This is a genomic window from Antarctobacter sediminis (assembly GCF_019218285.1).
GTDB classification, from domain to species: Bacteria; Pseudomonadota; Alphaproteobacteria; order Rhodobacterales; family Rhodobacteraceae; genus Antarctobacter; species Antarctobacter sediminis.
The window spans coordinates 133,808-156,565 of record NZ_JAHUZG010000003.1; the positions used below are offsets into that span (position 1 = coordinate 133,808).

19 protein-coding genes and 1 tRNA gene are annotated in these 22,758 nt (G+C 62.4%); 14 read left to right on the forward strand and 6 right to left on the reverse strand.

Going from position 1 to position 22,758, the window contains the following annotated elements; all coding sequences use genetic code 11:
- Positions 1-35 precede the first annotated feature (35 nt).
- Both KJP30_RS15725 and KJP30_RS15730 read right to left on the reverse strand, forming a co-directional pair.
- Complete coding sequence (locus KJP30_RS15725; protein WP_218450293.1) at positions 36-452, reverse strand: RidA family protein; 417 nt, start codon at positions 450-452, stop codon at positions 36-38.
- A complete protein-coding gene (locus tag KJP30_RS15730; protein WP_218450294.1) occupies positions 442-1,599 on the reverse strand; it encodes an aromatic ring-hydroxylating oxygenase subunit alpha in 1,158 nt (385 codons plus the stop codon). The genes KJP30_RS15725 and KJP30_RS15730 overlap by 11 nt, the downstream gene beginning before the upstream one ends.
- Before the next feature lie 218 nt (positions 1,600-1,817).
- On the opposite strand from KJP30_RS15730, the gene KJP30_RS15735 reads away from it, so the two are divergent.
- On the forward strand, positions 1,818-3,107 hold the full coding sequence (locus KJP30_RS15735; protein ID WP_218450295.1) for a flavin-containing monooxygenase: 1,290 nt from the start codon (positions 1,818-1,820) through the stop codon (positions 3,105-3,107).
- A 4-nt stretch (positions 3,108-3,111) separates the two neighbouring features.
- Here the strand turns inward: KJP30_RS15735 and rtcR are convergent, their stop codons facing one another.
- Complete coding sequence (rtcR, locus tag KJP30_RS15740; protein WP_218450296.1) at positions 3,112-4,680, reverse strand: RNA repair transcriptional activator RtcR; 1,569 nt, start codon at positions 4,678-4,680, stop codon at positions 3,112-3,114.
- 174 nt (positions 4,681-4,854) lie between these two features.
- Here rtcR and KJP30_RS15745 point away from each other — a divergent pair, with 174 nt between their 5' ends.
- The 9 genes from KJP30_RS15745 to KJP30_RS15785 all read left to right on the forward strand — a co-directional run bounded on the left by KJP30_RS15745 (position 4,855) and on the right by KJP30_RS15785 (position 15,496).
- The gene (locus KJP30_RS15745) at positions 4,855-6,411 is read left to right on the forward strand and encodes an RNA-binding protein (RefSeq protein WP_218450297.1); all 1,557 of its coding nucleotides are present in this window, start codon (positions 4,855-4,857) and stop codon (positions 6,409-6,411) included.
- Positions 6,412-6,707: 296 nt separating this feature from the next.
- A tRNA-Pro gene (locus tag KJP30_RS15750) sits at positions 6,708-6,784 on the forward strand.
- A 262-nt stretch (positions 6,785-7,046) separates the two neighbouring features.
- Positions 7,047-8,462: an RtcB family protein gene (locus KJP30_RS15755; RefSeq protein ID WP_218450298.1), complete on the forward strand. Its 1,416-nt coding sequence runs from the start codon at positions 7,047-7,049 to the stop codon at positions 8,460-8,462.
- Between the two features lie 377 nt (positions 8,463-8,839).
- Positions 8,840-9,634 (forward strand): creatininase family protein, encoded by a 795-nt coding sequence (locus KJP30_RS15760; RefSeq protein WP_218450299.1) that lies wholly within the window; start codon positions 8,840-8,842, stop codon positions 9,632-9,634.
- A complete protein-coding gene (locus KJP30_RS15765; RefSeq protein WP_343222788.1) occupies positions 9,631-10,860 on the forward strand; it encodes an amidohydrolase family protein in 1,230 nt (409 codons plus the stop codon). Before KJP30_RS15760 ends, KJP30_RS15765 begins: the two co-directional genes overlap by 4 nt.
- Positions 10,857-12,257, forward strand: coding sequence for an FAD-binding oxidoreductase (locus tag KJP30_RS15770; RefSeq protein ID WP_218450300.1), 1,401 nt, complete (start codon positions 10,857-10,859; stop codon positions 12,255-12,257). The genes KJP30_RS15765 and KJP30_RS15770 overlap by 4 nt, the downstream gene beginning before the upstream one ends.
- A gap of 4 nt (positions 12,258-12,261) precedes the next feature.
- A complete protein-coding gene (locus KJP30_RS15775) occupies positions 12,262-13,143 on the forward strand; it encodes a TauD/TfdA dioxygenase family protein (RefSeq protein WP_218450301.1) in 882 nt (293 codons plus the stop codon).
- 115 nt (positions 13,144-13,258) lie between these two features.
- Positions 13,259-14,923: an ABC transporter substrate-binding protein gene (locus tag KJP30_RS15780; RefSeq protein ID WP_218450302.1), complete on the forward strand. Its 1,665-nt coding sequence runs from the start codon at positions 13,259-13,261 to the stop codon at positions 14,921-14,923.
- Positions 14,924-14,986: 63 nt separating this feature from the next.
- Entirely contained in the window at positions 14,987-15,496 is a 510-nt protein-coding gene (locus KJP30_RS15785) for a DUF2165 family protein (protein ID WP_218450303.1), read from the forward strand.
- 58 nt (positions 15,497-15,554) lie between these two features.
- Here the strand turns inward: KJP30_RS15785 and KJP30_RS15790 are convergent, their stop codons facing one another.
- Positions 15,555-16,787, reverse strand: coding sequence for a urate hydroxylase PuuD (locus KJP30_RS15790; protein WP_218450304.1), 1,233 nt, complete (start codon positions 16,785-16,787; stop codon positions 15,555-15,557).
- A 100-nt stretch (positions 16,788-16,887) separates the two neighbouring features.
- On the opposite strand from KJP30_RS15790, the gene KJP30_RS15795 reads away from it, so the two are divergent.
- Positions 16,888-17,820 carry a LysR family transcriptional regulator gene (locus tag KJP30_RS15795; protein WP_218450305.1) on the forward strand — a complete coding sequence of 311 codons (933 nt, stop codon included), beginning with the start codon at positions 16,888-16,890 and terminating at the stop codon, positions 17,818-17,820.
- Here the strand turns inward: KJP30_RS15795 and uraH are convergent.
- The gene (uraH, locus tag KJP30_RS15800; protein ID WP_218450306.1) at positions 17,805-18,158 is read right to left on the reverse strand and encodes a hydroxyisourate hydrolase; all 354 of its coding nucleotides are present in this window, start codon (positions 18,156-18,158) and stop codon (positions 17,805-17,807) included. The two genes, KJP30_RS15795 and uraH, sit on opposite strands and share 16 nt — an antisense overlap.
- A 146-nt stretch (positions 18,159-18,304) precedes the next feature.
- Here uraH and puuE point away from each other — a divergent pair, with 146 nt between their 5' ends.
- Genes puuE through KJP30_RS15815 form a run of 3 tightly spaced genes read left to right on the forward strand, consistent with a single transcriptional unit; the run spans position 18,305 to position 21,669 of the window.
- The gene (gene puuE / locus KJP30_RS15805) at positions 18,305-19,717 is read left to right on the forward strand and encodes an allantoinase PuuE (protein WP_425515715.1); all 1,413 of its coding nucleotides are present in this window, start codon (positions 18,305-18,307) and stop codon (positions 19,715-19,717) included.
- On the forward strand, positions 19,714-20,232 hold the full coding sequence (locus KJP30_RS15810; protein WP_218450308.1) for an ureidoglycolate lyase: 519 nt from the start codon (positions 19,714-19,716) through the stop codon (positions 20,230-20,232). The genes puuE and KJP30_RS15810 overlap by 4 nt, the downstream gene beginning before the upstream one ends.
- Positions 20,233-20,253: 21 nt before the next feature.
- Positions 20,254-21,669 carry a uracil-xanthine permease family protein gene (locus KJP30_RS15815; RefSeq protein WP_218450309.1) on the forward strand — a complete coding sequence of 472 codons (1,416 nt, stop codon included), beginning with the start codon at positions 20,254-20,256 and terminating at the stop codon, positions 21,667-21,669.
- A gap of 83 nt (positions 21,670-21,752) precedes the next feature.
- On the opposite strand, the gene KJP30_RS15820 is transcribed toward KJP30_RS15815, so the two are convergent.
- A complete protein-coding gene (locus tag KJP30_RS15820; protein ID WP_218450310.1) occupies positions 21,753-22,589 on the reverse strand; it encodes a bifunctional allantoicase/(S)-ureidoglycine aminohydrolase in 837 nt (278 codons plus the stop codon).
- Positions 22,590-22,758 lie beyond the last annotated feature (169 nt).

Below are 22,758 nucleotides of genomic sequence, written 5' to 3' on the forward strand. Positions count from 1 at the left end.
TTCTTCTTGGTAAAAATACTCGAAAAAACCCGGTCTCAATCCGGGATGACGGCGGTGGCGTCGATCTCGACCAGCCACTCGGGCCGCGCCAGCGCCTGCACCACCAGACCGGTGCAGACCGGGTGCACCCCTTTGATGTATTCGCCCATGACACGGTAGATCGCCTCGCGGTGGCGCACATCGGTGATATAGACCACCAGCTTGACGATATGGCCCATTTCGCCGCCTGCCTCGCCCAGAACCTGCCGGATGTTCTGCATGACCTTATGGGTCTGTTCGGCCGGATCATGGCTGTCGACATTGACCGACGTGTCCAGATCCTGCGGACAGGCGCCGCGCATCCAGACGGTGCGACCGCCGCGCGTCACCACCGCGTGGCAGACGTCATTGTCGAGGTTCTGCTCGGGGTAGGTGTCCGAGGTGTTGAAGGGGCGGATGCGTTCATGCGTCATGTCGGGCTCCTGTCTGACCGGCTTCGATGCGGGCCATGAGATATTGGGCGAAATCGTAATTGGGCCGTTCAAGGTGGCTCAGGTGGCCGGGGACAGCCATGTCGGAACACAGGCCCTTGTAGACCTTTTCGGTACAGCCGCGATCCTCGACGTTTACCTCGTCCAGCAAGGTTTTCAGCGCGCGGAAATTCTCCTGCGCGTCCGGGTCGTCCTTGTAGTCGTCCGACATGCCGCCGCCAAAGCGGATATGCACCTGTCCCGGCCCCTTGGGGTGCAACGAAAGATACCAGAAATAGCCGGGTGTCAGCGTGATCATCAGGCTGGGATACAGCGCCAGCAAGAACGTGGTGCGCCGTTCGTCGCCTTTCAGGCGGTCGTTCGAGGGATGCGCCATGGCGATCCGCAGCGAGTCGTCCTTGAGGATCGTGTGATAGTTGAACGCGTCGTGCCCCGGCGGGCAGATCATGTCCTCCAGCCGGGACAACCCGCCGATGGTGCCCGCATGACAGACCGGCAGGTGATAGCTTTCCATGAAGTTCTCGGCCAGCACCTTCCAGTTGGTATCCCAGACGTGCTCTTCGTAAAAGGCCTCGGTGTAATTGGTCATGTCATAGCCTGCGACCATGGCCTCGACCTCGGCCAGTTTCTCGGCCACGGGGGGCGTGTCAGGATCGAGGCAGACAAAGACCCAGCCCAGCCATTCCTCGCATCGCACGGCGGGCAGGGTGTAGGCATCTTTGCAGAACCCTTCGTTCAGGGTCATTGCCGGGGCGCCGCGCAGGCTGCCATCCAGATTGTAGGTCCAGGCGTGGTAGGGACAGACAATGGCCCGCGTGTTCCCACGCCCCTGCAACAGGGTCGACATCCGGTGCAGGCACACGTTGCTGAGCGCGCGCAGGGCACCGTCACGATCGCGCAGAACCACGATGGGCTGACCGGCCAGTTCGGCACTGACATAATCGCCCGGGTTGGCCAGCGCATCCGCCCGTCCCACGCAATACCAGTCCTTACGGAAGATGTGGTTCAGTTCCTGCTCGACGAAGGATTGGGAGGTGTAGACCTCGACCGGCATGGCGCGCGCGCGTTCAAAGGGGACAGAGGTGTTCTGTCTCAGCGCCTCGACGGGGTCGGCATGATCCTTGGCCATGGGACATCTCCTGTTCAACGCGCCATGGGGCGCCCGGACTTTCGGCGCAGGATGGGGCAGGGGGCGCGGTTTGAAAAGGAATGCTGTTGCTCACCAATGGTTAGCCCCGCCCTAAGCGCGCTTAGCCTGCCCGAAAGCAAGGCTTCACCATTGCCTAGTTTCGGCCTCACGTCCGTCGCGCCTAGGGTGTGCGAAACGTGAAAACCGGAGGGCGCGGGATGGAAAAGATCGACACGGTGGTCGTGGGCGCCGGGCAGGCGGGCATCGCCATGAGCGAACACCTTGGCAAGCTGGGCATCCCGCATGTGGTTCTGGAACGCCACCGGATCGCTGAACGCTGGCGGTCCGAGCGCTGGGATTCTCTGGTGGCCAATGGCCCGGCGTGGCACGACCGTTTTCCGAACCGTGAATTCCATTGTGATCCGGATGCCTTTGCCGGCAAGGAAAGCGTTGCCGACTATTTCGTCGATTATGCCCGCCAGATCGACGCGCCGGTGCGCACCGGGGTCGAGGTCAGATCGGTGACGCCCTTGCAGGGGCGGGACGGGTTCCGGGTCGAGACCTCGCAGGGGCAGATCGAGGCGAAACATGTGGTCGCGGCCACCGGCCCGTTCCAGCGTCCGGCCATTCCGCCGATCCTGCCGCAGGACGCAGGCCCGGTGCAGATGCATTCCAACACCTATCGCAACCCTGAGCAGTTGCCAGATGGCGCGGTTCTGGTGGTGGGCGGCGGGTCCTCTGGTGTGCAGATCGCCGAGGAACTGATGAAAGCGGGCCGCAAGGTCTATCTTTCCATCGGACCGCACGACCGCCCGCCGCGCCGCTATCGCGGGCGCGACAATGTCTGGTGGCTGGGGGTGTTGGGCAAGTGGAACGCGGATTCCCCCGGTCCGGGCACCGAACATGTGACCATCGCCGTCAGCGGGGCCGAAGGCGGCAAGACCATTGATTTCAGGCGGCTGGCGGAACAGGGCATGACCTTGCTGGGCATGACTTCGGGCTATCGGGACGGGCGGATCAGCTTTGCCCCCGACCTGAAGGCAAACCTTGACCGGGGGGATGCGAATTATCTCTCGGTTCTGGATGAGGCCGATGCCTTTGTCGCCGATCACGGGCTGGACCTGCCTCCGGAACCCGAGGCGCGGAAGATCCCCGCCGATCCGGCCTGTGTGCGTGACCCGATCCTTGAGTTGGATCTGGCCGAGGCCGGGATCGGCACCGTTCTGTGGGCGACGGGCTATACCTTCGATTTTGGCTGGATCAAGGCCGATACCTTTGACGATCGCGGCGCACCTATCCACCAGCGCGGCGTCTCGCGCGAGCCGGGCCTGTATTTCGTGGGGCTGCCCTGGCAAAGCCGCCGGGGATCGTCCTTTATCTGGGGGGTCTGGCACGATGCCAAGTTCATCGCCGACCAGATCGACATCCAGCGCGGCTACATGGCCTACGAGGGCTGCGCGCGCCGCATCCTGCCGGAACCCGAGGCCCAGCCGGTGACGGGCGGCTGAGGTCCTAGCCCCCGCGCACCGCGGACCAGTCCAGCCCAAAGCGCGCGAGGTACTTGCGCAGCCGGTCCGCATCATTGGTCGAGGATTTGCGCGCCCGTGACACCGCGAAGAGCCTGCGACCGGCGGCGCTTTGGCTGGACGACGTGCGGCAGGTTCGGATCACCTCGGCCAATTGAACAAGGTCAAAGGGGTCGATGTCTTCGCCGTCGGGCAAGACCTCTGCCACCAGCCGGGCGTCCTGATCCGAACGTGCCCGGCGCCAATCGTTCTGCAACATCGCAATTTCATCCTCGACCATCGACAAGGTGATCCGCCCGCGTGGCGCAAGCACGCAAAGCCGCCGGACCGACCCCGAGAAATCGCGGAAATTGCCCGGCCATGGCGTGGCCGGATCCGACGCAAATCGCAGGTATCGGTCCCGTGCATCGGTGTTGAAACCGACCCGGTTGCCCAGATGCTTTTCCGAACGATCCAGTTCGAACCGCAGATTGGGTTCGATGTCTTCACGCCTATCGCGCAGCGCGGGCAGGCGAAAGCTCCACATGTTCAGGCGCGCCAGCAGATCGGGGCGGAACATTCCGTCCGCCGTCAGGGCGCGCAGGTCGCGGTTGGCGCCAGCGATGATCTGGAACCGGCTTGTGACCTCGTGATCGGACCCCAGAGGGTAGAACCGTCCGCTTTCGATGGCGTGCAACAGGATGCTTTGTTCATTCAGGCCCAGTTCGTCGATTTCGTCCAGGAACAAGACGCCACCATCCGCCTCGCGCAAGAGACCGCTGCGTTCGCTGCCCGCCTGTCCGGTAAAGCTGCGCCGTTGGCCGAACAGGGTGGCCAGTGCGTCCTGCCCCCGCAGCGTGGCACAATTGACATGCACCAGTCGCCCTTTGACCCTGCGCCGATCCAGTTTCAGCGTGTAGATCCGGTCGGCCAGCTGCGTCTTGCCCGTGCCGGTTTCGCCCAGCAGCAGGATCGGTTCGTCAGAGTTGCTGGCCACCAGTTCGATCCGGTCGATCAGCGCGTTGTAGGCGGGATTGGTGGTTTCGATCCCGCCCTTGAGCTGGTCGCTGTATTCGCGCGACAACTGGTCGAACCTCTGTTGCAGCGCGTTGTAGCGGCCAAGGTCGAGGTCGATGATGTCCATGCGCGCCTGTGACTCGTCCGGGCCGGGCGGGCCGGTTTGCAGCAGGCGCGCGGGGATGTGACGGCTTTCGGTCAGCAGGAACCAGCAGATTTGGGCCACATGCGTGCCGGTGGTCAGGTGGACGTGATAGCGTTCGCGATCCTCGTCAAAACCATAGCCGCGCGCAAAGTCGAACAGCTTGCCGTAGACCTCCTGAAAATCCCACGGGTTCGACAGGTCGAGGTTGCGCAATATGACCTCTGTGTCGGGATTGGTCTCTTGCACCTCGCGTTGGACGTGATGCGCAAGACGCTGAAACCGCATGTCGTAGAGGATTTCCAGACGGTCCACCGGGAAATCCTGATGGGTGACAAGGCTGATGGTCGGTTTCCAACGGCGAGTCCGCCCCACGTCGAGCTGCGTACCAAGGAAGCCGAGGACGACGTTCTTCATGGGCTATCCTGTTTGATAATTCTTTATACCTTTGGATCGTATCTGCGCGCGATGATTTGGGCAATAAGGGTGTTTTAATAATGAAATCAATGCCCTGATTGGATATCTCTTTTTTCTCGGGGTTGGTCCATGGCCATGGCAAAACAGGCTCACCAACAACGAAGGAACAGAGCAATGGCAAACAAATCCGTGTTTGCATCGATCCGGGGCCGGTTGCTGCCCAAGGCAACCACACGGAACGCCGAGGGCGCGCCGGCCTATGGCTACACCGATGCACATGCCCTGGCGCAACTGGCGGCCACCGGGACGATCGGTGGAATGTTCTACCAGTCGGCGCAGGATGAACTGACCCGCGTGGTCGCGCTTGCCGACAAGGTCGAGCCGGAGTTCCTTGCCCAAACGGCGGTCTACGCCCGCCAGAAAGGCAATATGAAGGATATGCCGGCGGTGCTTTTGGCGGTGCTGGCGCGGCGCGATCCGGCGCTGTTCCGGGCAGTGTTCGGCCGTGTGATCACGCATGGCAAGATGCTGCGGACCTTCGTGCAGATCGTGCGCTCTGGTCAGACCGGGCGCAAGTCCCTTGGGTCGGCACCGAAAGCCATGGTGCAGACCTGGCTGAACACGGCTTCGGACCGGGCGATCCTGAACGCCAATATCGGCAATGACCCGTCGCTGGCGGATGTCATCAGGATGGTCCACCCGAAACCGGCGGATGCGCGTCGCGAGGCGCTGTTTGCCTGGATCATCGGGCGTCCGTGCGATGTGTCGCTGTTGCCGGAGGCGGTTCAGGACTGGATGACCTTCAAGGCGACCTGCAATGGGCCGTTGCCGGAGGTTCCGTTCCAGATGCTGACGCAATTGCCGCTGACTGTGGACCACTGGGCGCAGATCGCGCGCAAAGGCTCGTGGCAGATGGTGCGTCAGAACCTGAACACCTTCCTGCGCAAGGGAGTGTTCGCCGATGCCGGGATGGTCGATCATGTGGCGTATCTGCTGCGTGACGCCGAGGCGATCTCGAAGGCCCGCGCCTTTCCGTACCAGTTGATGGTTGCGGCGCAGAACGCGGACCCCGAGATGCCGCGCGAGATCGTCGATGCGTTGCATGACGCGATGGAACTGGCGGTGCGCAACGTGCCGAAAGTGGCCGGTGAGGTCGTGATCTGCCCGGACGTGTCCGGGTCCATGACATGGCCGGTGACGGGTTACCGCAAGGGCGCAAGCTCGTCGGTGCGGCATGTGGACGTGGCGGCGCTGGTCGCGGCCTCGTTCATGCGGGTGAACCGCAAGTGCCAAGTTTTGCCGTTCGAGGTGAAGGTGCGCGAGGCGCGTCTGAACCCGCGCGACACGATCCTGACCAACGCGGAACGGCTTGCCCGGCTTGCCGGGGGCGGAACCAACTGTTCGGCGCCACTGCGCTGGTTGAACGAAAGGCACAAGGCCCCGGATCTGGTGGTCTTTGTGTCGGACAACCAGTCGTGGGTGGATGCCGGGCAGGCCCGTCAGGCGACGGCGATGATGCAGGAATGGGAAACGCTCAAGCGGCGCAATCCCAAGGCCCGGCTGGTCTGCATCGACATCGCGCCCTACGGCACGACACAGGCGCAAACGCGCGAGGACGTGCTGAACGTCGGCGGGTTCTCGGACGCGGTCTTTGACCGGATCGCGGATTTTTCCAAGGGCCGTACCGGGTCCGAAAACTGGGTGCGCGAGATCGAAACGATCGAGATCTGACACCCGATACAAAAGGGTCAGGCGGAATGCCGACGGGACTACATTTTCAGGACATGTACCTGTCTCGTCATTTTATTGTCCGCCTGACCCACTTCGAAATTGAACAGGAAAGGATTTTTGTCCCGGCGAATGCCGGTGGAACTACAGCGCTGTTAACGCCCAGGTTGCGGGTTCGAATCCCGTCGCGGTCACCAGATTTATGGCCGCGTAGCTCAACGGTAGAGCAGGTCTTGTTTCACCCCGGTCGCGATTTGCCTGCAAACGTGACCATCTTGTCGCCGGGACACATGAATTTTCAGGGATTAGCTCAGTTTGGCAGAGTGCCGCATCCGGACTGCGGAGGCCGAAGGTTCAAATCCTTCATCCCTGACCAGAACGCAGGAGGAATGCCTGCGGGGCTCCTTGTCTTCGAAACCAGATCGGCCTCGTAACATCTTGTCCTCCTGACCATTGAACCAAGCAAAGCCCTGGCGAATGCCGAAGGAACTACATGGCTCCAAACTTCCGGGTAAACCGAGCGGGTTCGATTCCCCTCCTCGCCTGTGCCCATACGGCAAACGCGCGCCAGCGCGGGGCAGGTCCCGGGTTGTTTCTTCCCCCTTGTCGCCAGGGCCTTTTATCATGGATCATGAGACATGACCGACAACACGGATTTTGATCCGGTGACCGGATCGCACCTCAAGGAATGGGGGCACCGCCCGGGCAAACAGTTTCCGGCGCTGCTGCAAAAGGCCAACGCGATGCGGGCCGAAGGCTTTGGTCTTGTGCGCATCCTTTTGGAACTGGACGCGGACATTCCGCCAGAGCCACAGACGCTGGCCCTGCGCGCGCCGGGAGAGCTGGCGTTTTCGGAAAACATCGACGTGACGCACCCGGATGAGGCTGACAATGTCGCCAAGGTGCGCGAAACGATGCGCGCCCTGATGAGAACGCCCACCATAGAGGCCGGGGCAATCATGCCGGATGCCTGCCCGGCGGGGCCGGTGGGCACGATCCCGGTGGGCGGGGTGGCGGCTGCACGCAATGCAATCCATCCGGGGATGCATTCGGCCGATATCTGTTGCTCGGTCATGATGACGGACCTTGGCGACGCAGACCCAAAGGCGGTGCTGGACGCCGCGCAATCGGTCACGCATTTCGGACCGGGCGGGCGCCGCCCGGGCGACCGGATCGCCGTGTCCGCCGACCTGCTGGAGGCGTTCCGAGCAAACAGTTTCCTCGATAACCCCAAGTCCCTGCGCATGGCAGAGGACCACATGGGCACGCAGGGGGATGGCAACCATTTCCTGTTTGTCGGACGCTCGCGCAAGACGGGCCGTACCACGATCGTGACGCATCATGGTTCGCGTGGGCCGGGGGCGGTCCTGTACAAGAAAGGGATGGAAGCCGCCGAGCGTTTCCGCCGAGAGTTGTCGCCGGAAACGCAAAAGCAGAATGCCTGGATCCCGGCGGATACCGAAGAGGGGCGCGCCTATTGGCAGGCACTGCAACTGATCCGCGACTGGACAAAGGCCAACCATGCGTCGATCCATGACGCCACGGTGGCCACAGCGCGGGCCGAGCCCGGCGACCGGTTCTGGAACGAGCATAACTTTGTCTTCAAACGGGGCGATTTGTTCTATCACGGCAAGGGCGCGACCCCGGCGTGGGGGGATTATGCGGCGGATGCCAACGGGTTGACCCTGATCCCGCTGAACATGGCACAGCCGGTTCTGGTGACGCGGGGCAAGGATGCGGCCAGCGGGCTGGGCTTTAGTCCGCATGGGGCCGGGCGCAACTATTCCCGGTCCGAACATCGTCGCCGCATGGGGGCGCTGACGCCGGACCAGTTGCTGAAGGCCGAAACGGAAGGGTTGGACATCCGCTTTCATGCCGGTGGCGTGGATGCCTCGGAACTGCCGTCCAGCTACAAGAACGCCGATAACGTGGTGGCGCAGATCAAGTCCTATGACTTGGCCGAGATCGAGGATTTCATCGACCCCTATGGCTGTATCATGGCCGGTGACATCCCGCCGTTCTGGGTAAACCGCAAAAAGAAAAAGGCGCGATGAACGGTCGGTGGGGGAAGGGTGCATTCCCCCACCGAGACCCGTGGTCAAAGGCTGTTCGGCCTGCGCCGGGAAAACGCGCCTGCATCCGCGGTTCGGGGTGAGTCGCATCACGCGTGTGATGTTAAGCCTTTGTTCCTGAGGTTCATTTTTTGCCTAAACAAAAAACTTGCCAGCTCGGCCAAGTTCTGGAAGCCTTAGGCATCATCTCTGGCACAGATCTAATCTAAGGGCCACGCAACCATTCCTTGAGGAGGAAACATGGGATCGCGTGTGCTTTCTGTGTGCTGTGGAGGTGTGCTCCCGGCCAAGTCAAATCCCGCATGGCGGGGCCATGATGGCGGCGCCGCGTCGCGCCAGCTCCGGGTCGGGTGCGCGGCATGAGCGTTCAGGGTCTCTGGGCCGAACTGCCCTCGTCCGCCTTTGAGGATCTGCCGTCCGACACGGTCGCTGTCCTGCCGCTTGGCGCGACCGAACAACATGGCCCGCATCTTGCCATGTCGGTTGACAGCACGCTGATCGACGCGGCTACGGAACGGATGCTGGCGGCGCTGGAACCGGGGCAATCCGTGCTGGTCCTGCCCACGCTGACGATCACCAAAAGCGAAGAACATATCGCCTTTCCCGGCACGCTGACGCTCAGCGGGGACACGCTTTTGGCAGTCCTGCGTGACGTGGGGGCCTCGGTTGCGCGGGCCGGGGTGCAGCGGCTGGTTCTGTTCAACGGTCACGGTGGCAACAGCGCGCTGTTGCAGGTGGCGGCGCGGGACCTGCGGCTGGCGCATGATCTGATCGTGGTCACCTGTTCATGGAGCGGTTTTGCCGAATGGCAGGGCCTGTTCGATCCGCAGGACTACGCCCATGACATCCATGCAGGCGACAGCGAAACCTCGGCCATGCTGGCCGCGCGGCCCGATCTTGTCGACATGTACAGGGCGCAGGATTTCAAACCGGCCATGGCCGAGTGGGAGAGCAGTTTTCCCCGGATCGGTCTGGGCGGAAAACCGGCGCAGCCGGGATGGCTGGCGCAGGACATGCACCCCTTGGGGGCCTGCGGCAATGCCTCTGCCGCGACAGAGGCGAAAGGCGCGCAGATGCTGGACAGTTCAGGGCGGAATTTCGCGGCGTTCCTGGCCGAATTCGCCCGGTTCGATCACCGGAGAACCCGCCCGTGATCCGAGCCGCACATATGGATGCACGCCTGCCCGGCGTGTTGGTGCCCCGCAGCCTTGTGGCGGATGCCGACAGGTTGGGCGGGGTGCCGCAGGGCGATTGCCTTGCCGGGGATCTCGTGCTGCGCGACGGCGTGGCGGTTGCGCTGGAGCGTTCGGACATGGTGCCGCGCGGCATGGTGCTGCCCAAGCTCACCGATCCGCATGTGCATCTGGACAAATGCCACAGCATAGGTCGGATGCAGGGTGTCGGAGGCGATCTGGCCGCGGCGATTGCGGCACAGATGGCGGACAAGGCCAACTGGACTGCCGAGGATCTCGCGCAGCGGGCCAGACGTGGCCTTGCCGAGTTGAAGGCGGCGTTCTGCGGGGCCGTGCGCAGCCATGTGGACTGGTCCGACAGCGACGATCCTGACGCCGTGCCGCTGGCGTGGGACGTGCTGGGCGACCTGTCCGCGGATTGTGGCCTGACGCTTCAACGGGCGGCACTGACCAACATCGACCGGCTGGCCGATGCCGAGTTCGCGCGCCGCTGCGCCGAACGGGTGGCCCGCGATAACGGCGTGCTGGGCACCTTTGTCTTTGATCAGGACAGCCGCGACGCGGGCCTGCGCAACATGTTTCGCGAGGCGGACCGCCTGGGCCTTGCGTTGGATTTTCACACCGACGAGGGGCTGGCGCCGGGTCTGGACGGGCTGGAGCGCATCGCCAACGCGGCGCTGGAGGCCGGGTTTCAGGGACCGGTCCTGTGTGGGCACGCCTGTTCGATGGCCAACCTTGCGCCAAACGACGTATCGCGGATTGCAGACAAACTGGCCCGCGCGGGGATCGCTGTGGCGATGCTGCCGCAGACGAACCTTTACCTTCAGGGCCGCAACGATGGCACCCCGGACCGCCGGGGTGTGACCCGGCTGCATGAACTGCGTGCCGCTGGCGTGACGGTCACTGTTGGCGCGGATAACGTGCGCGATGCTTTCTGCCCGATCGGGCGGCACGATCCGCTGCATGTGCTGGGGCTCAGCGTTCTGGCCGCCCATCTGGACCCGCCGTTTGGCGACCATCTTCCGCTGATCACCACCAACGCGCGCCGCGCGCTGGGACTGGCGCCCCAAACCGTCGACGGGGCTGCCATCGGGGATCTGTTCTTCGTCGACGCAACCGATGGCTCGGATCTGCTGAGTGGCGCCGCCCGCCGCCCCCTGTCCGAGGAACTGGGAGCACATGCATGACAGAGACACTGCAAGACATTGACTGGGTCGCAATCGCCGCCGAACTGGCACCGGTGGCGATCATCGACGAACCGGTTCTGGTCAAGAAACGCTCACGCGATTTCTTTTGGTATTCGCCGATCCTGAACGCGCAGCTGAAGAAAAGTTTTGGCGACCTCGTCGCCCAGCCCAAGACACGCGAGGAAATGGCGCACTGCCTGTCCGTGGCCCATGCCCATGACATTCCCGTGGTGCTGCGCGGCGGCGGCACCGGGAATTATGGCCAGGCCGTGCCCTTGAAAGGCGGTCTCATCATCGAGACCACTGGCATGAACCGTATCCTGGAAATCGGCAACGGTTTTGTCCGCGTCGAGGCGGGCGCGCTGATGGCAGACATCAATGCCGCGCTGATCCCGCAGGGCTGGGAAATGGCCATGTTCCCCTCGACACAGGACATTGCCACCATCGGCGGCTTTGTCGCTGGTGGCAGCGGCGGTATCGGCTCTATCGCCAACGGCGCGTTGCGTGAAAAGGGAAACATCATCCAGCTCAAGGCGCTGTCGGTCGAGGCCGTCCCGCACGAGCATGTCTTCGACGCCGAGGACGCGCTGCAAATCCACCACGCATGGGGGCTGAACGGCGCGATCACCGAGGTCACTCTGCGCACCGTGCCAACGCGCGACTGGGTCGGCTGCATGGCCAGCTTTGACAGCTATCGCGACGCCTATGCCGCCGGTTACGCGCTGGCCACCAGCAAGACTGTCGCACGCAAGCTGTGTTCGGTGGTCGATGCGCGTATTGCCGAGTATTTTCCGCGTCTCAAGGACCACATCCGCGACGGCAAGCACCTGCTGGTCACGCTGGTCCCGCGCGAGGACATGGAGGCCTTTGGCGAACTGGTTTCTGCGCAGGGCGGCGCGGTCGATCTGGCGCTAGGCGAAGAAGAGCGAGCAGCAAAGGGCATCCCGCATGTCTTTGAGTTTGCTTACAACCACACCACACTTCAGGTGCTGAAGTCCGACCGGTCCGCCACCTACCAGCAGATCGGTGTTGCGGACCCGTCCGATGTGGATTCCGTCATCGCGGTCGAAGAGGCCATTGGCGATGACGTCTGGCATCATCACGAATTTGCCCGGGTCGACGACACGCTGATCGCCGCCGACCTGCCGATCATCTGGTTCAAGGACGAGGCGCGCCTGCGCGAGATCGACGGCATCTATGCCTCCCACGGGTTCACCGTCTGGGACGCACATACCTACCACGTCGAGGGCGGCGGCCTGAAGGATGCCGATTACCGCCACCTCGCGTGGAAGAAACGCATGGACCCCAAGGGACTGCTGAACCCCGGCAAGTCACGGGCCTGGGAGATGGTGCGCCATCTCTCCGCAGACGACATCGAAGCAAAGGCCAAGGACTGAACCAATGACAATTCATACCAAACCGCTGACACCGCAATTCGGTGCCGACGTGCAGGGCATCGACCTGAACACCGTGACCGCGACGCATTTGTTCCCGCAGATCCGCGCCCTGTTCGAAGAACATTCGGCTCTGCTGTTCCGCGCGCAGGAAATGACGGATGAAACCCACCTGCGTATCGCCGGATTGTTCGGCCCGATCGAGGATCGCGAGGCGGATGAACGCAAACCGGGCGAAGCCTTCAAGATCCCCAAGGTGTCCAACGTGCAAGAGGACGGCACCACCTCGGGCGAGATGGATCTCAAGACGCTGAACCTCAAGACCAACTTCCTGTGGCACTCGGACAGCACCTTTCTGCCGACCCCTTCGCTGACCAATATCATCACCGCGCGTGTCGTTCCCTCGTCGGGCGGCGCGACGGAACTGGCCTCCACTCGGGCGGCATGGGCGATGATGCCGGCAGAGCTGAAGGCCAAGATCGAAGGTCGCGGTATCTGGCACCGCTACAGCCATTCGCGGCGCAAGATCTCTCCCGAACTGGCCGAATTGCCGATGTTCAACAAGTGGCCGGATACACATTGGAACGCGGTCTGGGAAAACCCGATCAACGGCCGCGAGGCGCTGTATATCGCCAGCCATGCCTTCAAGGTCGACGGCTACGATGAGGCCGAAAGCGAGGCGCTGCTGAAAGAGCTGACCGACTACTGCACCCAGCCAGCCTTTGTCTATTCGCATAACTGGCAGGTGGGTGACGTGCTGATCTGGGATCAGCGCGCCGTGATGCATCGCGGCACGCCGTGGCCCTACGAACAGCCGCGCACACTGTCCAGCATCTGCGCCACGGTCACCGAAGAAGACGGGCTGGATCGCATCCGCGTTCCCGCCTGACCCCGAAAACGCGCGGCCGACCGGGCCCTTTGCGGCCGCGCGCCTCCCGCCGCAGTCCTCACGCTGCTTTCCGACAGGGCGGTCCCCCTCACGACCCTACAGAGAGGAATGAAAGATGACGTTCACGACCCGTACAGGCAAACCGCTGCCTGCCAGCCTGACGCGCAGCGCCCAAACCGCTGCCTCTGACGCCATGAGCCGCCGCGAGTTCATGGCAACCGCCTGCACCTTTGGGGCAAGTGCCGCCACGGCTTATGCGATGATGGGCCTGCCGACCCCGGCAGAGGCCGCCAGCCACGCCCAGATGGGTGGCACCGTGCGTATTCAGCAGGAAATCGTCACCATGCGCGACCCGCGCAAGTTCGATTTCAACAGCCTTGCCACATATACCCGCGGCTGGCTGGAATACCTCGTCCAGTACAATTCGGACGGCTCTTTTTCCCCGGTTCTGCTGGAAAGCTGGGACATCAGCGAGGATGCCAAGACCTATACCCTGCGCCTGCGCAAGGGCGTGACCTGGAACAACGGCGATCCTTTCACCGCCTCCGACGTGGCCTTCAACATCGAACGTTTCGCCGATGGCACCGCCGAGGCCAACGCCATGGCGCTGAAATTTGCCGTGTTGCAGGACCCGCAGACCCAGATGCTGATGGAAGGCACGGTCGAGATCGTGGACGATCACACCGTCGTCCTGAACCTGCCCCGCCCCGACATCTCGCTGATTGCCGGTCTGGCTGATTATCCGGCGGCCATCGTGCATCCCTCGTTCACCGAGGACGACATGCTGACCAACCCGATCGGCACAGGCCCCTACCTGCCTGAAACCTATGAAGTCGGTGTCAGCGCCTCTCTGGTGCGCAACGCGGATCATACATGGTGGAACGCGGGCAACGGCGCATGGATGGACCGGATCGAAATGATCGACTTTGGTTCGGACCCGGCTTCGCATTTTGCGGCCGCCGAAGCGGACGAATACGACGTCGCCTATGACACCGAGGGCGACTACATCACGGCCTTCGAGGCGCTGGACGACTGGACCAAGCACACGGTGAACACCGCGGCGGCCGTTCTGGCCCGGACCAACCAGCTGGCCGAGGAGGGTGGCAAACAACCCTACGCGGATGTGCGCGTGCGCCGCGCGCTTGCTCTGGCGGTGGACAATGCCACCATCCTTGAACTGGCGTACAGCGGTCTTGGCGCGCTGGGCGAAAACCACCACGTCGCGCCGGTGCACCCGGATTACGCCGACATTGGCGCGCCGGTGCGCGATGTCGATGCGGCCATGGCGTTGCTCGAAGAAGCGGGCATGGCGGATTACGAGTTCGAGTTGATCTCGCTTGATGCGGCATTCTGGAAGTCGACTGGCGATGCCATCGCGGGTCAGTTGCGCGATGCAGGCTTGAACGTCCGCCGGACCGTCTATCCCTCGAACACCTTCTGGAACGACTGGGCGAAATACCCGTTCTCGATCACCAACTGGAACCACCGCCCGCTGGGCATCCAGACCTATGCGCTGGCCTACAAATCGGGTGTGTCCTGGAACGAGACCGGTTTCGCCAATGCCGAGTTCGACGCGCTGGTTGACGAAGCGATGTCTATCGCCGACCCGGACGAGCGCCGCAAGATCATGGCCAAACTGGAACAGATCATGGTCGACGAAGGCGTCATCATCCAACCTTACTGGCGCGGGCTTGCGAACTTTACCAAGTCGAACCTGAAAGGTGCCGAGATCCACATCTCGCAGGAACTCTATCCCCAGTACATGTACTGGGAGGCCTGATCCCCGAAACCTGCTGCCCGTCCGTCACTGGGCGGGCAGCCCCAGTCAATTTTCAGAAGAGATATGCTTGATACCGTGATCCTGGGCGTCTGTGCCCTGAACCTTGCCTTCATGGCGGCCTGGCTGACCATCGGTGCGCTGGAAAACCTGTTTCATCCGTTCCTGAACGAAACCTACACGGCGCAGGTCATGGACATGGAGCGGATGCGCGAAGATTACCCCGAAGCCTATGTGCATGTCTCTTATCGTCGCCTGACAAACCCGCGGCTGCGCCGGATCCTGTTTTCGGTGATCGTCGCGTGGGAACTGACGGCCATGGCCGCACTTTGGGTCGGGGCGGTCTGCATGGCGCTGGCCATGCTGGGTCTCTTTGCCCCTGTTTCGGCCTTTGCTTTGGGGCTGATCGCGGTTGCGCTTTTCTGTTCGGTTTGGGCGGGCTTCCTCGTCGTCGGAAACTATTTTTGCTACTGGTTCGGCCATGAAGGAGGGCAGAACACCCATTTCCAGATGCTGCTTTGGGGGATGGCCAATTCGGTCCTTCTGATCGGCGGATCTGTGGCCTTGCTGGGCTAAACCCCTTCGTGGCTACGGCCAAAACTGAAAAAGGGGCGCAGCGCGCCCCTTTTTGTCGTCAGCGGGTGGCCTCGCGATACCATGCTACGATCGCGGCGCGGCTTTCGTCGTCCATGGTCCGGATCGCATGGGGCGGCGGCATTGCGTGGCTGACGCCTGCTTGCAGGAAGATCTGCTTGGCGTGGCGGGCCACGTCGGATTCCGTTTCCAGCACCACGCCCTTGGGAGGCCACCGCACACCGTCCCAGACCGGTTCGCGCGCGTGGCACATCGAGCAATTGCCCAGAACCACGTCATAAGCGTCGCTGAACCCATCCGCGCTGGCGAATTGCTGTTCATAGGGTGTCAGGGGGCGGGCTTCGGCTTCGTCATAGCTGTCCATCATGGGCGCGGTGGACAGCCATGCAATGATGATAAACAGGATCACGGTGACGGCCCATGTCCAGTTCGGTTGCCCTTTGCGGGCGTGCATCGAGTTGAAATAGTGCCGGATCGTCACGCCCATCAGGAAGACAAGGCTGGCGATGATCCAGGCGTTATCGGTTCCGAAAGCCAGCGGGTAGTGGTTGGACAGCATCAAGAAGACGACGGGCAGCGTCAGATAGTTGTTGTGCGTCGACCGCAGCTTGGCGATCTTGCCGTATTTCGGATCGGGCGTCCGGCCCTCTTGCAGGTCTTTCACTACGATACGCTGGTTCGGCATGATGATGAAAAAGACATTGGCCGTCATGATCGTGGCGGTAAAGGCGCCCAGATGCAGCAGTGCGGCCCGCCCGGTAAAGACCTGATTCAGGCCCCAGCTCATCACCACGATGATGGCGAACAGCACCAGCATCATGGCGGTCGGATAGTCCCCGAGGCTGGATTTGCAGAGAAAGTCATACAGCAACCAGCCGATGGCAATCGTTGCGGCTGAAATCAGGATGCCTTGCCACAAGGCAAGGTCGGCCTTGGTCGGGTCCAGCAGGAACAATTCGCCCCCGACCCAGTAGACGATCATCAACAGCGCCGCACCGGACAGCCATGTCGAATAGCTTTCCCATTTGAACCACGTCAGGTGGTCCGGCATCTGTTCCGGAGCGACCAGATATTTCTGGATATGGTAGAAACCGCCACCGTGGACCTGCCATTCCTCGCCATGTGCCCCTTCGGGCAGGTTGGGCACCTTGCGCAGTCCAAGGTCCAGCGCGATGAAGTAGAAAGACGAGCCAATCCAGGCAATTGCGGTGATGACGTGGAGCCAGCGGACCGCGAAGGCCGCCCAATCCCACATGATTGCCAGGTCGTACATGGCAAGCCTCCTTCAGGGTCGAGTCCGCGGCACCCTATGCCGTCGGAAATTGTTCTGCTATCTCTGCCGAATACCAAGCAGCATCAAATAATCCAGAACAATGTCCTACCTCGACAACATCCGAACCTTCGTGCGTGTCTATGAATTGGGCAGCATGTCGGCGGCAGGACGCGATCTGCGGATTTCTCCGGCGGTGACATCCTCGCGCATTTCTCAGCTGGAGGTGCATCTGAACGTGCGGCTGTTCCAGCGCACCACGCGCAGCCTGACGCCAACGGAACATGGGCGCGCCTTTTATTCTGGTGCGTGCGAGATCCTCGAGTCGGTGGAAAACGCCGAGGCGCAGGTGGTCAACATCACCGAATACCCCAAGGGGTCGCTGTATGTTGCCGCCCCGCTGGGCGTAGGGCGGCGGCTGATCGCGCCGCAGGTTCCGGATTTCCTGCAATCCTACCCCGAGGTGAACGTGCGCTTGCGGCTGACCGACCGCAAGGTGGATCTGACGACCGAGGGGCTGGATCTTGCGTTCTTCCTTGGTCAGCCGGAGGACAGCAACCTGCGCATTCGCAAGATCAGCGATGTGGAACGGGTGCTATGCGCCGCGCCCGCCTATGTGGACGCGCGTGGACTGCCCCGTGACGGTAACGAGATCATTGCGCAGGGTCATGAATGCCTGAACCTGCGATTTCCCGGCGCGACAGAGTTTCACTGGCGATTGCAGACAGGGGAGGGGCCGCGCAAGTTCCGTGTCTCTGGCCGGTTCGAATCCGATGATGGCGATGTGCTGACGGATTGGGCCTTGGGCGGTCACGGGATCGCGTTGAAGCCGATCTTTGAGATCGCCGAACATCTGGAGACCGGGCGGCTTGTGCCTGTCGCGGTGGAGACACCGCCCGAACCGATCCAGATGGCCTGCCTGTTCACGCACAGACGCAGGCAGGATCCCAAGACCCGCCTGTTCATGGAGTTCGTGATCGAACGGATCGCCGCCGTGATCGGCGAGGCCGAAGCACGCGTTCAACTGCCCCGGTAGGTGGAATAGCCGAAGGGCGACAACAACAGCGGCACATGATAATGCGCCGCCTCGGACATGCCGAACCGGAGCGGGATCACGTCGAGGAACCGGGGGCTTTCCGGCGGGGTGCCGATGGCGTCAAGATAATCGCCTGCGTGGAACACCAGTTCGTAGGTGCCGGTTTCAAATCGGTCCTTGGGCAGGATCTGTTCGTCGGTGCGCCCGTCGCTGTTCGTCACCAGTGTCTTCAGGTGGCTGCGCTGATCGCCTTCGATCCGGTACAGCGCGATGGTCAACCCTTCGGCCGGGCAACCGCGTGCAGTATCCAGAACATGTGTGGTCAGGTATCCGGCCATGTGTGCAATCTCCTTTGTGGTGCCCCTTTTAGGCGTGGAACCGTGCCGGTGGCAAAGCGGGCCACCCCGAAAGCACCTTCAAACCGATTTTGAAAAAAGATCGGATTGCCTTGGATTACAAGTGGCCAACTTTGAAGAGGCCCCCTGTGACACGCTACCCAAGAGACATGACCGGCTATGGCGCGACGCCGCCCGCCGCAAACTGGCCGGGCGACGCCCGGATCGCCGTACAGATCGTCCTGAATTACGAAGAGGGCGGCGAAAATGCCGTATTGCACGGAGATCCGGCTTCCGAGGCGTTCCTGTCCGAGATCACCGGCGCGCAGCCTTGGCCGGGCCAGCGGCACTGGAACATGGAATCCATCTATGAATACGGCGCGCGCGCCGGATTCTGGCGCGTGCATCGCCTGCTGAAGGATCTGCCCGTGACGGTCTATGGCGTTGCCAGCGCGCTGGCCCGTGCGCCTGAACAGGTCAGGGCCATGAAGCAAGCCGGTTGGGAGATCGCCAGCCACGGGCTGAAGTGGGTCGAACACAAGGATATGTCCGTCGAGGAAGAAAGGGCCCAGATCCGCGAGGCCATCCGCCTGCATACCGAGGTTGTCGGAGAGGCTCCGCGCGGGTGGTACACCGGACGCTGTTCCATGAACACGGTGGATCTGGCGGCAGAAGAGGGCGGTTTTGCCTATATTGCAGACAGCTATGCCGATGATCTGCCCTATTGGGTGCGCGCCGGTGGCCGCGATCAGCTGATCGTGCCCTACACTATGGATTGCAACGACATGCGGTTCGCGATTCAGGCGGGATTCACCCATGGCGACCCGTTCGAGGCAATGCTGAAAGATGCCTTTGACGTGCTCTACGCTGAGGGAGAGGCCGGTGCGCCCAAGATGATGTCCATCGGCCTGCATTGCCGCATCGTGGGGCGGCCCTCGCGACTGGCGGCGTTGAAACGGGCCTTGGAACACATGCAATCGCACGCCGGTGTCTGGTTCGCCACGCGCCTGCAAATCGCCGAGCACTGGATGCAGGAGCATTCGCCGATGACCGGACCCCGCCCCTCAGAGATGGATCGCGACAGTTTCGTGGCGGAATATGGCGGTATCTTCGAACACAGTCCCTGGATCGCCGAAGGGGCCCATGCGCTGGAACTGGGGCCGACCCATGACACGGCGGCGGGGGTGCATTCCGCGCTGGCGCGGGTGTTCCGCTCTGCGTCCGAGGATCAGCGTCTGGGCGTTCTGCGGGCCCACCCCGATCTTGCGGGCAAGCTGGCCGCGGCACGGCGCCTGACGGCCGAGTCGACGGCGGAACAGGCCTCTGTCGGGCTGGACGCGCTGACCGATGCCGAGCGGGCGCGGTTTACCGAGTTGAACGAGCGCTACACCGAGACGTTCGGCTTTCCCTTCATCATCGCGGTGCGCGACAACACCAAGGACAGCATTCTGGCCGCATTCCTCCGCCGGATCGACAATGACCGCGACACTGAATTCGCCGAGGCTTGCCGGCAGGTCGAACGGATCGCCGAACTGCGTTTGGATGAGAAATTCGGCGCATGACGCGGGCTGTTGCCATCGTCCCGCTGACGCCAGCGGCCTTTGCGCCCTTCGGGGACGTGATCGACTGTACGGGAGAGCCGGACAAGATTATCAATCAGGGCCTGTGCGGGCGCTTTCATGATCGTGCAAGGCTGGATTTCGCGGACGGTCGGGCAGGGATCAGCCTGTTCAGGGCACAGCCCCGCAGCCTGCCGCTCAGACTGGACATGATGGAGCGGCACCCCGAGGGCAGCCAAGCCTTCATCCCCATGACCATGGCCGCTTTCCTTGTCGTCGTGGCCGAGGACGCAGGAAATACGCCCGGACATCCGCGCGCCTTTCTGACCGCGCCGGGGCAGGCCGTCAATTTTCACCGCGGCACGTGGCATGGCGTTCTGACACCCCTGTCAGAGCCCGGGCTTTTCGCGGTGGTGGATCGGATCGGGGACGGTCCGAACCTTGAGGAACACTGGTTCGACACCCCGTATCTTGTCGAGCTGGCACAGGAAAACAACAGCAGCACGGGGCTGGGTTGACACAACAGAGAGGGACTGAACATGGCCGATGCATCCATCGGAACACCGGAGCAACTCCGCGATCCGAACTATACACCACCGCTGCACAAGGCGGTTCCGCTGGGGATCCAGCATGTCCTTGCGATGTTCGTGTCCAACGTGACACCAGCCATCATCGTCTGCGGCGCGGCGGGATTCGGTTTCGGCTCGAACAGCCCGGATTTTCCGCAGATGATCTACATGATCCAGATGTCCATGTTCTTTGCGGGCATCGCCACGTTGTTTCAGTCCATCGGGGTCGGCCCCGTGGGTGCGCGCCTGCCCATCGTGCAGGGCACCAGCTTTGCCTTTATTCCGATCATGATCCCGCTTGTGGCGGGCAAGGGCGTTGACGCCATCGCGGTGCTGATGGGCGGTGTCTTTGTCGGTGGTTTGTTTCATGCCTTTCTTGGCTTGTTCATCGGCAAGATCCGCTTTGCCCTGCCGCCATTGGTCACGGGCCTTGTGGTGACAATGATCGGGCTGGCGCTGGTCAAGGTCGGCATCCAGTACGCCGCAGGCGGTGTTCCGGCGATCGGCAAACCAGAGTACGGATCCGGCATCAACTGGCTCATGGCGGGAACGGTTATCCTTGTCACGCTGGGGTTGAAGTTCTTTGCCCGCGGCATGCTGTCGGTTTCGGCTGTGCTGGTCGGGCTGCTGGCGGGTTATGCGCTGGCTTTCATGCTGGGCGAGGTCAATCTTGGCAACGTCGGGCGCGCGGCCTCTTTTGCTTTGCCGGACCCGATGCATTTCGGGATGGAGTTCACGGTTGCGGCAATCATCGGCTTTTGCCTTATGGGCTTTGTCTCTGCCGTTGAAACTGTGGGCGACGTATCGGGCATCACCAAGGGGGGCGCGGGACGCGAAGCCACCGACAAGGAAATTCAGGGGGCAACCTTTGCGGATGGCTTCGGCACCGCGATTTCCGGCCTGTTCGGCGCCCTGCCCAATACATCGTTCAGCCAGAACGTCGGGCTGATCGCCATGACCGGTGTCATGAGCCGTCACGTGGTGACCATCGGCGCGCTGTTCCTGATCCTCTGCGGGCTTGTGCCCAAGATCGGGGCGATCATCTCGTCCATTCCGATCGAAGTGCTGGGCGGCGGCGTGATCGTCATGTTCGGCATGGTCGTCGCGGCGGGCATCTCGATGCTGTCGGATGTTCATTGGAACCGCCGCAACATGGTGATCTTTGCCATCGCACTGTCGCTTGGCCTTGGTCTGCAACTGGAGCCCGGCGCGTTGCAACATCTGCCCGGTACGCTCAAGGTGCTGGCGACATCCGGCATCCTGCCGGCGGCCTTGATCGCCATCGTGCTGAACCTTGTCCTGCCTGAGGAACTGGCCGGCGAGTCCACCGAGGAAGTTTCGGGCGGCATGGCGGGCCACGGTGACGGATCGCTGGGCCGCGGGTGAGTGACGGCATGTCCTGCGAATGAAAAGGCCCGCCGGATCGCTCCGGCGGGCCTTTTCATTTGTCGCGGCTGTGGCCCGCGTCGTCAGCCCCGGCGGACCATCGGCCCCAGCGGCATATGCCGGTTCACATCCTTATACAAAAGGTAACGGAACCGCCCCGGCCCGCCCGCATAGCAGGCCTGCGGGCAGAAGGCGCGCAGCCACATGTAATCGCCTGCTTCGACCTCGACCCAGTCTGTGTTCAGCCGGTAGACGGCCTTGCCCTCCAGCACGTACAGCCCGTGTTCCATCACATGGGTTTCGGCGAAGGGGATGATCGCGCCGGGTTCAAAGGTCACGATGGTGACATGCATGTCATGGCGCATGTCCGTCTGATCGACAAAGCGCGTGGTCGCCCATTTGCCATCGGTGCCGGGCATTTCCGACGGGGCCACATCGCGTTCGTTGGTGACGATCACCTCCGGCGCGGGCAGCCCTTCGACCGCCTCATAGGCCTTGCGGATCCAGTGAAACCGCAGATGCGCGTCGCCGTCGTTGCGCAGGCTCCAGTTTGTTGCGGGTGGCAGGTAGACATAACTGCCCGGCTCCAGCGCATGGGCTGTGCCTTCGATGGTGATCGTGCCGGTGCCGTCCACGACGAACAGAACGGCCTGCGCCGTGGAGTCCGTTTCGGGCCGGTCCGAGCCGCCGCCCGGCGCGACTTCCATGATGTATTGCGAAAAGGTTTCGGCAAAGCCTGTCAGCGGGCGCGACAGAACCCAAAGCCGCGTGCCTTCCCAGAAAGGCAGGAAACTGGTGACGATGTCGCGCATCGTCCCCTTGGGGATGACCGCATAGGCATCGGTGAACATGGCGCGGTCGGTCATGATCTGATCTTGCGGAGGATGCCCGCCCATCGAAGCGTAATAGCGTGCCGTCATTGGTCCCTCTCATCTTGGGGTGATGATCCAGAGTTACCGGGCTGCGCGGGCGCAAGCCATAAAACGATTTGCGACAGGTCCATTCCGAAAATCTTGATAATGAAAAAATTTCCCCGCAACGGGGCTAATAGTCGGATGCCCGTTCCGGGCCGGGTTTGGACGGAACGGG

Bases quoted from the DNA above. Each gene is read 5' to 3' on its own strand.
- KJP30_RS15760 (WP_218450299.1), top strand. From the start codon at position 8,840: ATGAGCGTTCAGGGTCTCTGGGCCGAACTGCCCTCGTCCGCCTTTGAG.
- KJP30_RS15785 (WP_218450303.1), top strand. From the start codon at position 14,987: ATGCTTGATACCGTGATCCTGGGCGTCTGTGCCCTGAACCTTGCCTTC.
- KJP30_RS15730 (WP_218450294.1), bottom strand. From the start codon at position 1,599: ATGGCCAAGGATCATGCCGACCCCGTCGAGGCGCTGAGACAGAACACC.
- KJP30_RS15780 (WP_218450302.1), top strand. From the start codon at position 13,259: ATGACGTTCACGACCCGTACAGGCAAACCGCTGCCTGCCAGCCTGACG.
- KJP30_RS15725 (WP_218450293.1), bottom strand. From the start codon at position 452: ATGACGCATGAACGCATCCGCCCCTTCAACACCTCGGACACCTACCCC.
- KJP30_RS15755 (WP_218450298.1), top strand. From the start codon at position 7,047: ATGACCGACAACACGGATTTTGATCCGGTGACCGGATCGCACCTCAAG.
- KJP30_RS15735 (WP_218450295.1), top strand. From the start codon at position 1,818: ATGGAAAAGATCGACACGGTGGTCGTGGGCGCCGGGCAGGCGGGCATC.
- KJP30_RS15820 (WP_218450310.1), bottom strand. From the start codon at position 22,589: ATGACGGCACGCTATTACGCTTCGATGGGCGGGCATCCTCCGCAAGAT.
- KJP30_RS15815 (WP_218450309.1), top strand. From the start codon at position 20,254: ATGGCCGATGCATCCATCGGAACACCGGAGCAACTCCGCGATCCGAAC.
- KJP30_RS15795 (WP_218450305.1), top strand. From the start codon at position 16,888: ATGTCCTACCTCGACAACATCCGAACCTTCGTGCGTGTCTATGAATTG.
- KJP30_RS15745 (WP_218450297.1), top strand. From the start codon at position 4,855: ATGGCAAACAAATCCGTGTTTGCATCGATCCGGGGCCGGTTGCTGCCC.
- KJP30_RS15775 (WP_218450301.1), top strand. From the start codon at position 12,262: ATGACAATTCATACCAAACCGCTGACACCGCAATTCGGTGCCGACGTG.
- uraH (WP_218450306.1), bottom strand. From the start codon at position 18,158: ATGGCCGGATACCTGACCACACATGTTCTGGATACTGCACGCGGTTGC.
- KJP30_RS15790 (WP_218450304.1), bottom strand. From the start codon at position 16,787: ATGTACGACCTGGCAATCATGTGGGATTGGGCGGCCTTCGCGGTCCGC.
- KJP30_RS15810 (WP_218450308.1), top strand. From the start codon at position 19,714: ATGACGCGGGCTGTTGCCATCGTCCCGCTGACGCCAGCGGCCTTTGCG.
- rtcR (WP_218450296.1), bottom strand. From the start codon at position 4,680: ATGAAGAACGTCGTCCTCGGCTTCCTTGGTACGCAGCTCGACGTGGGG.
- KJP30_RS15770 (WP_218450300.1), top strand. From the start codon at position 10,857: ATGACAGAGACACTGCAAGACATTGACTGGGTCGCAATCGCCGCCGAA.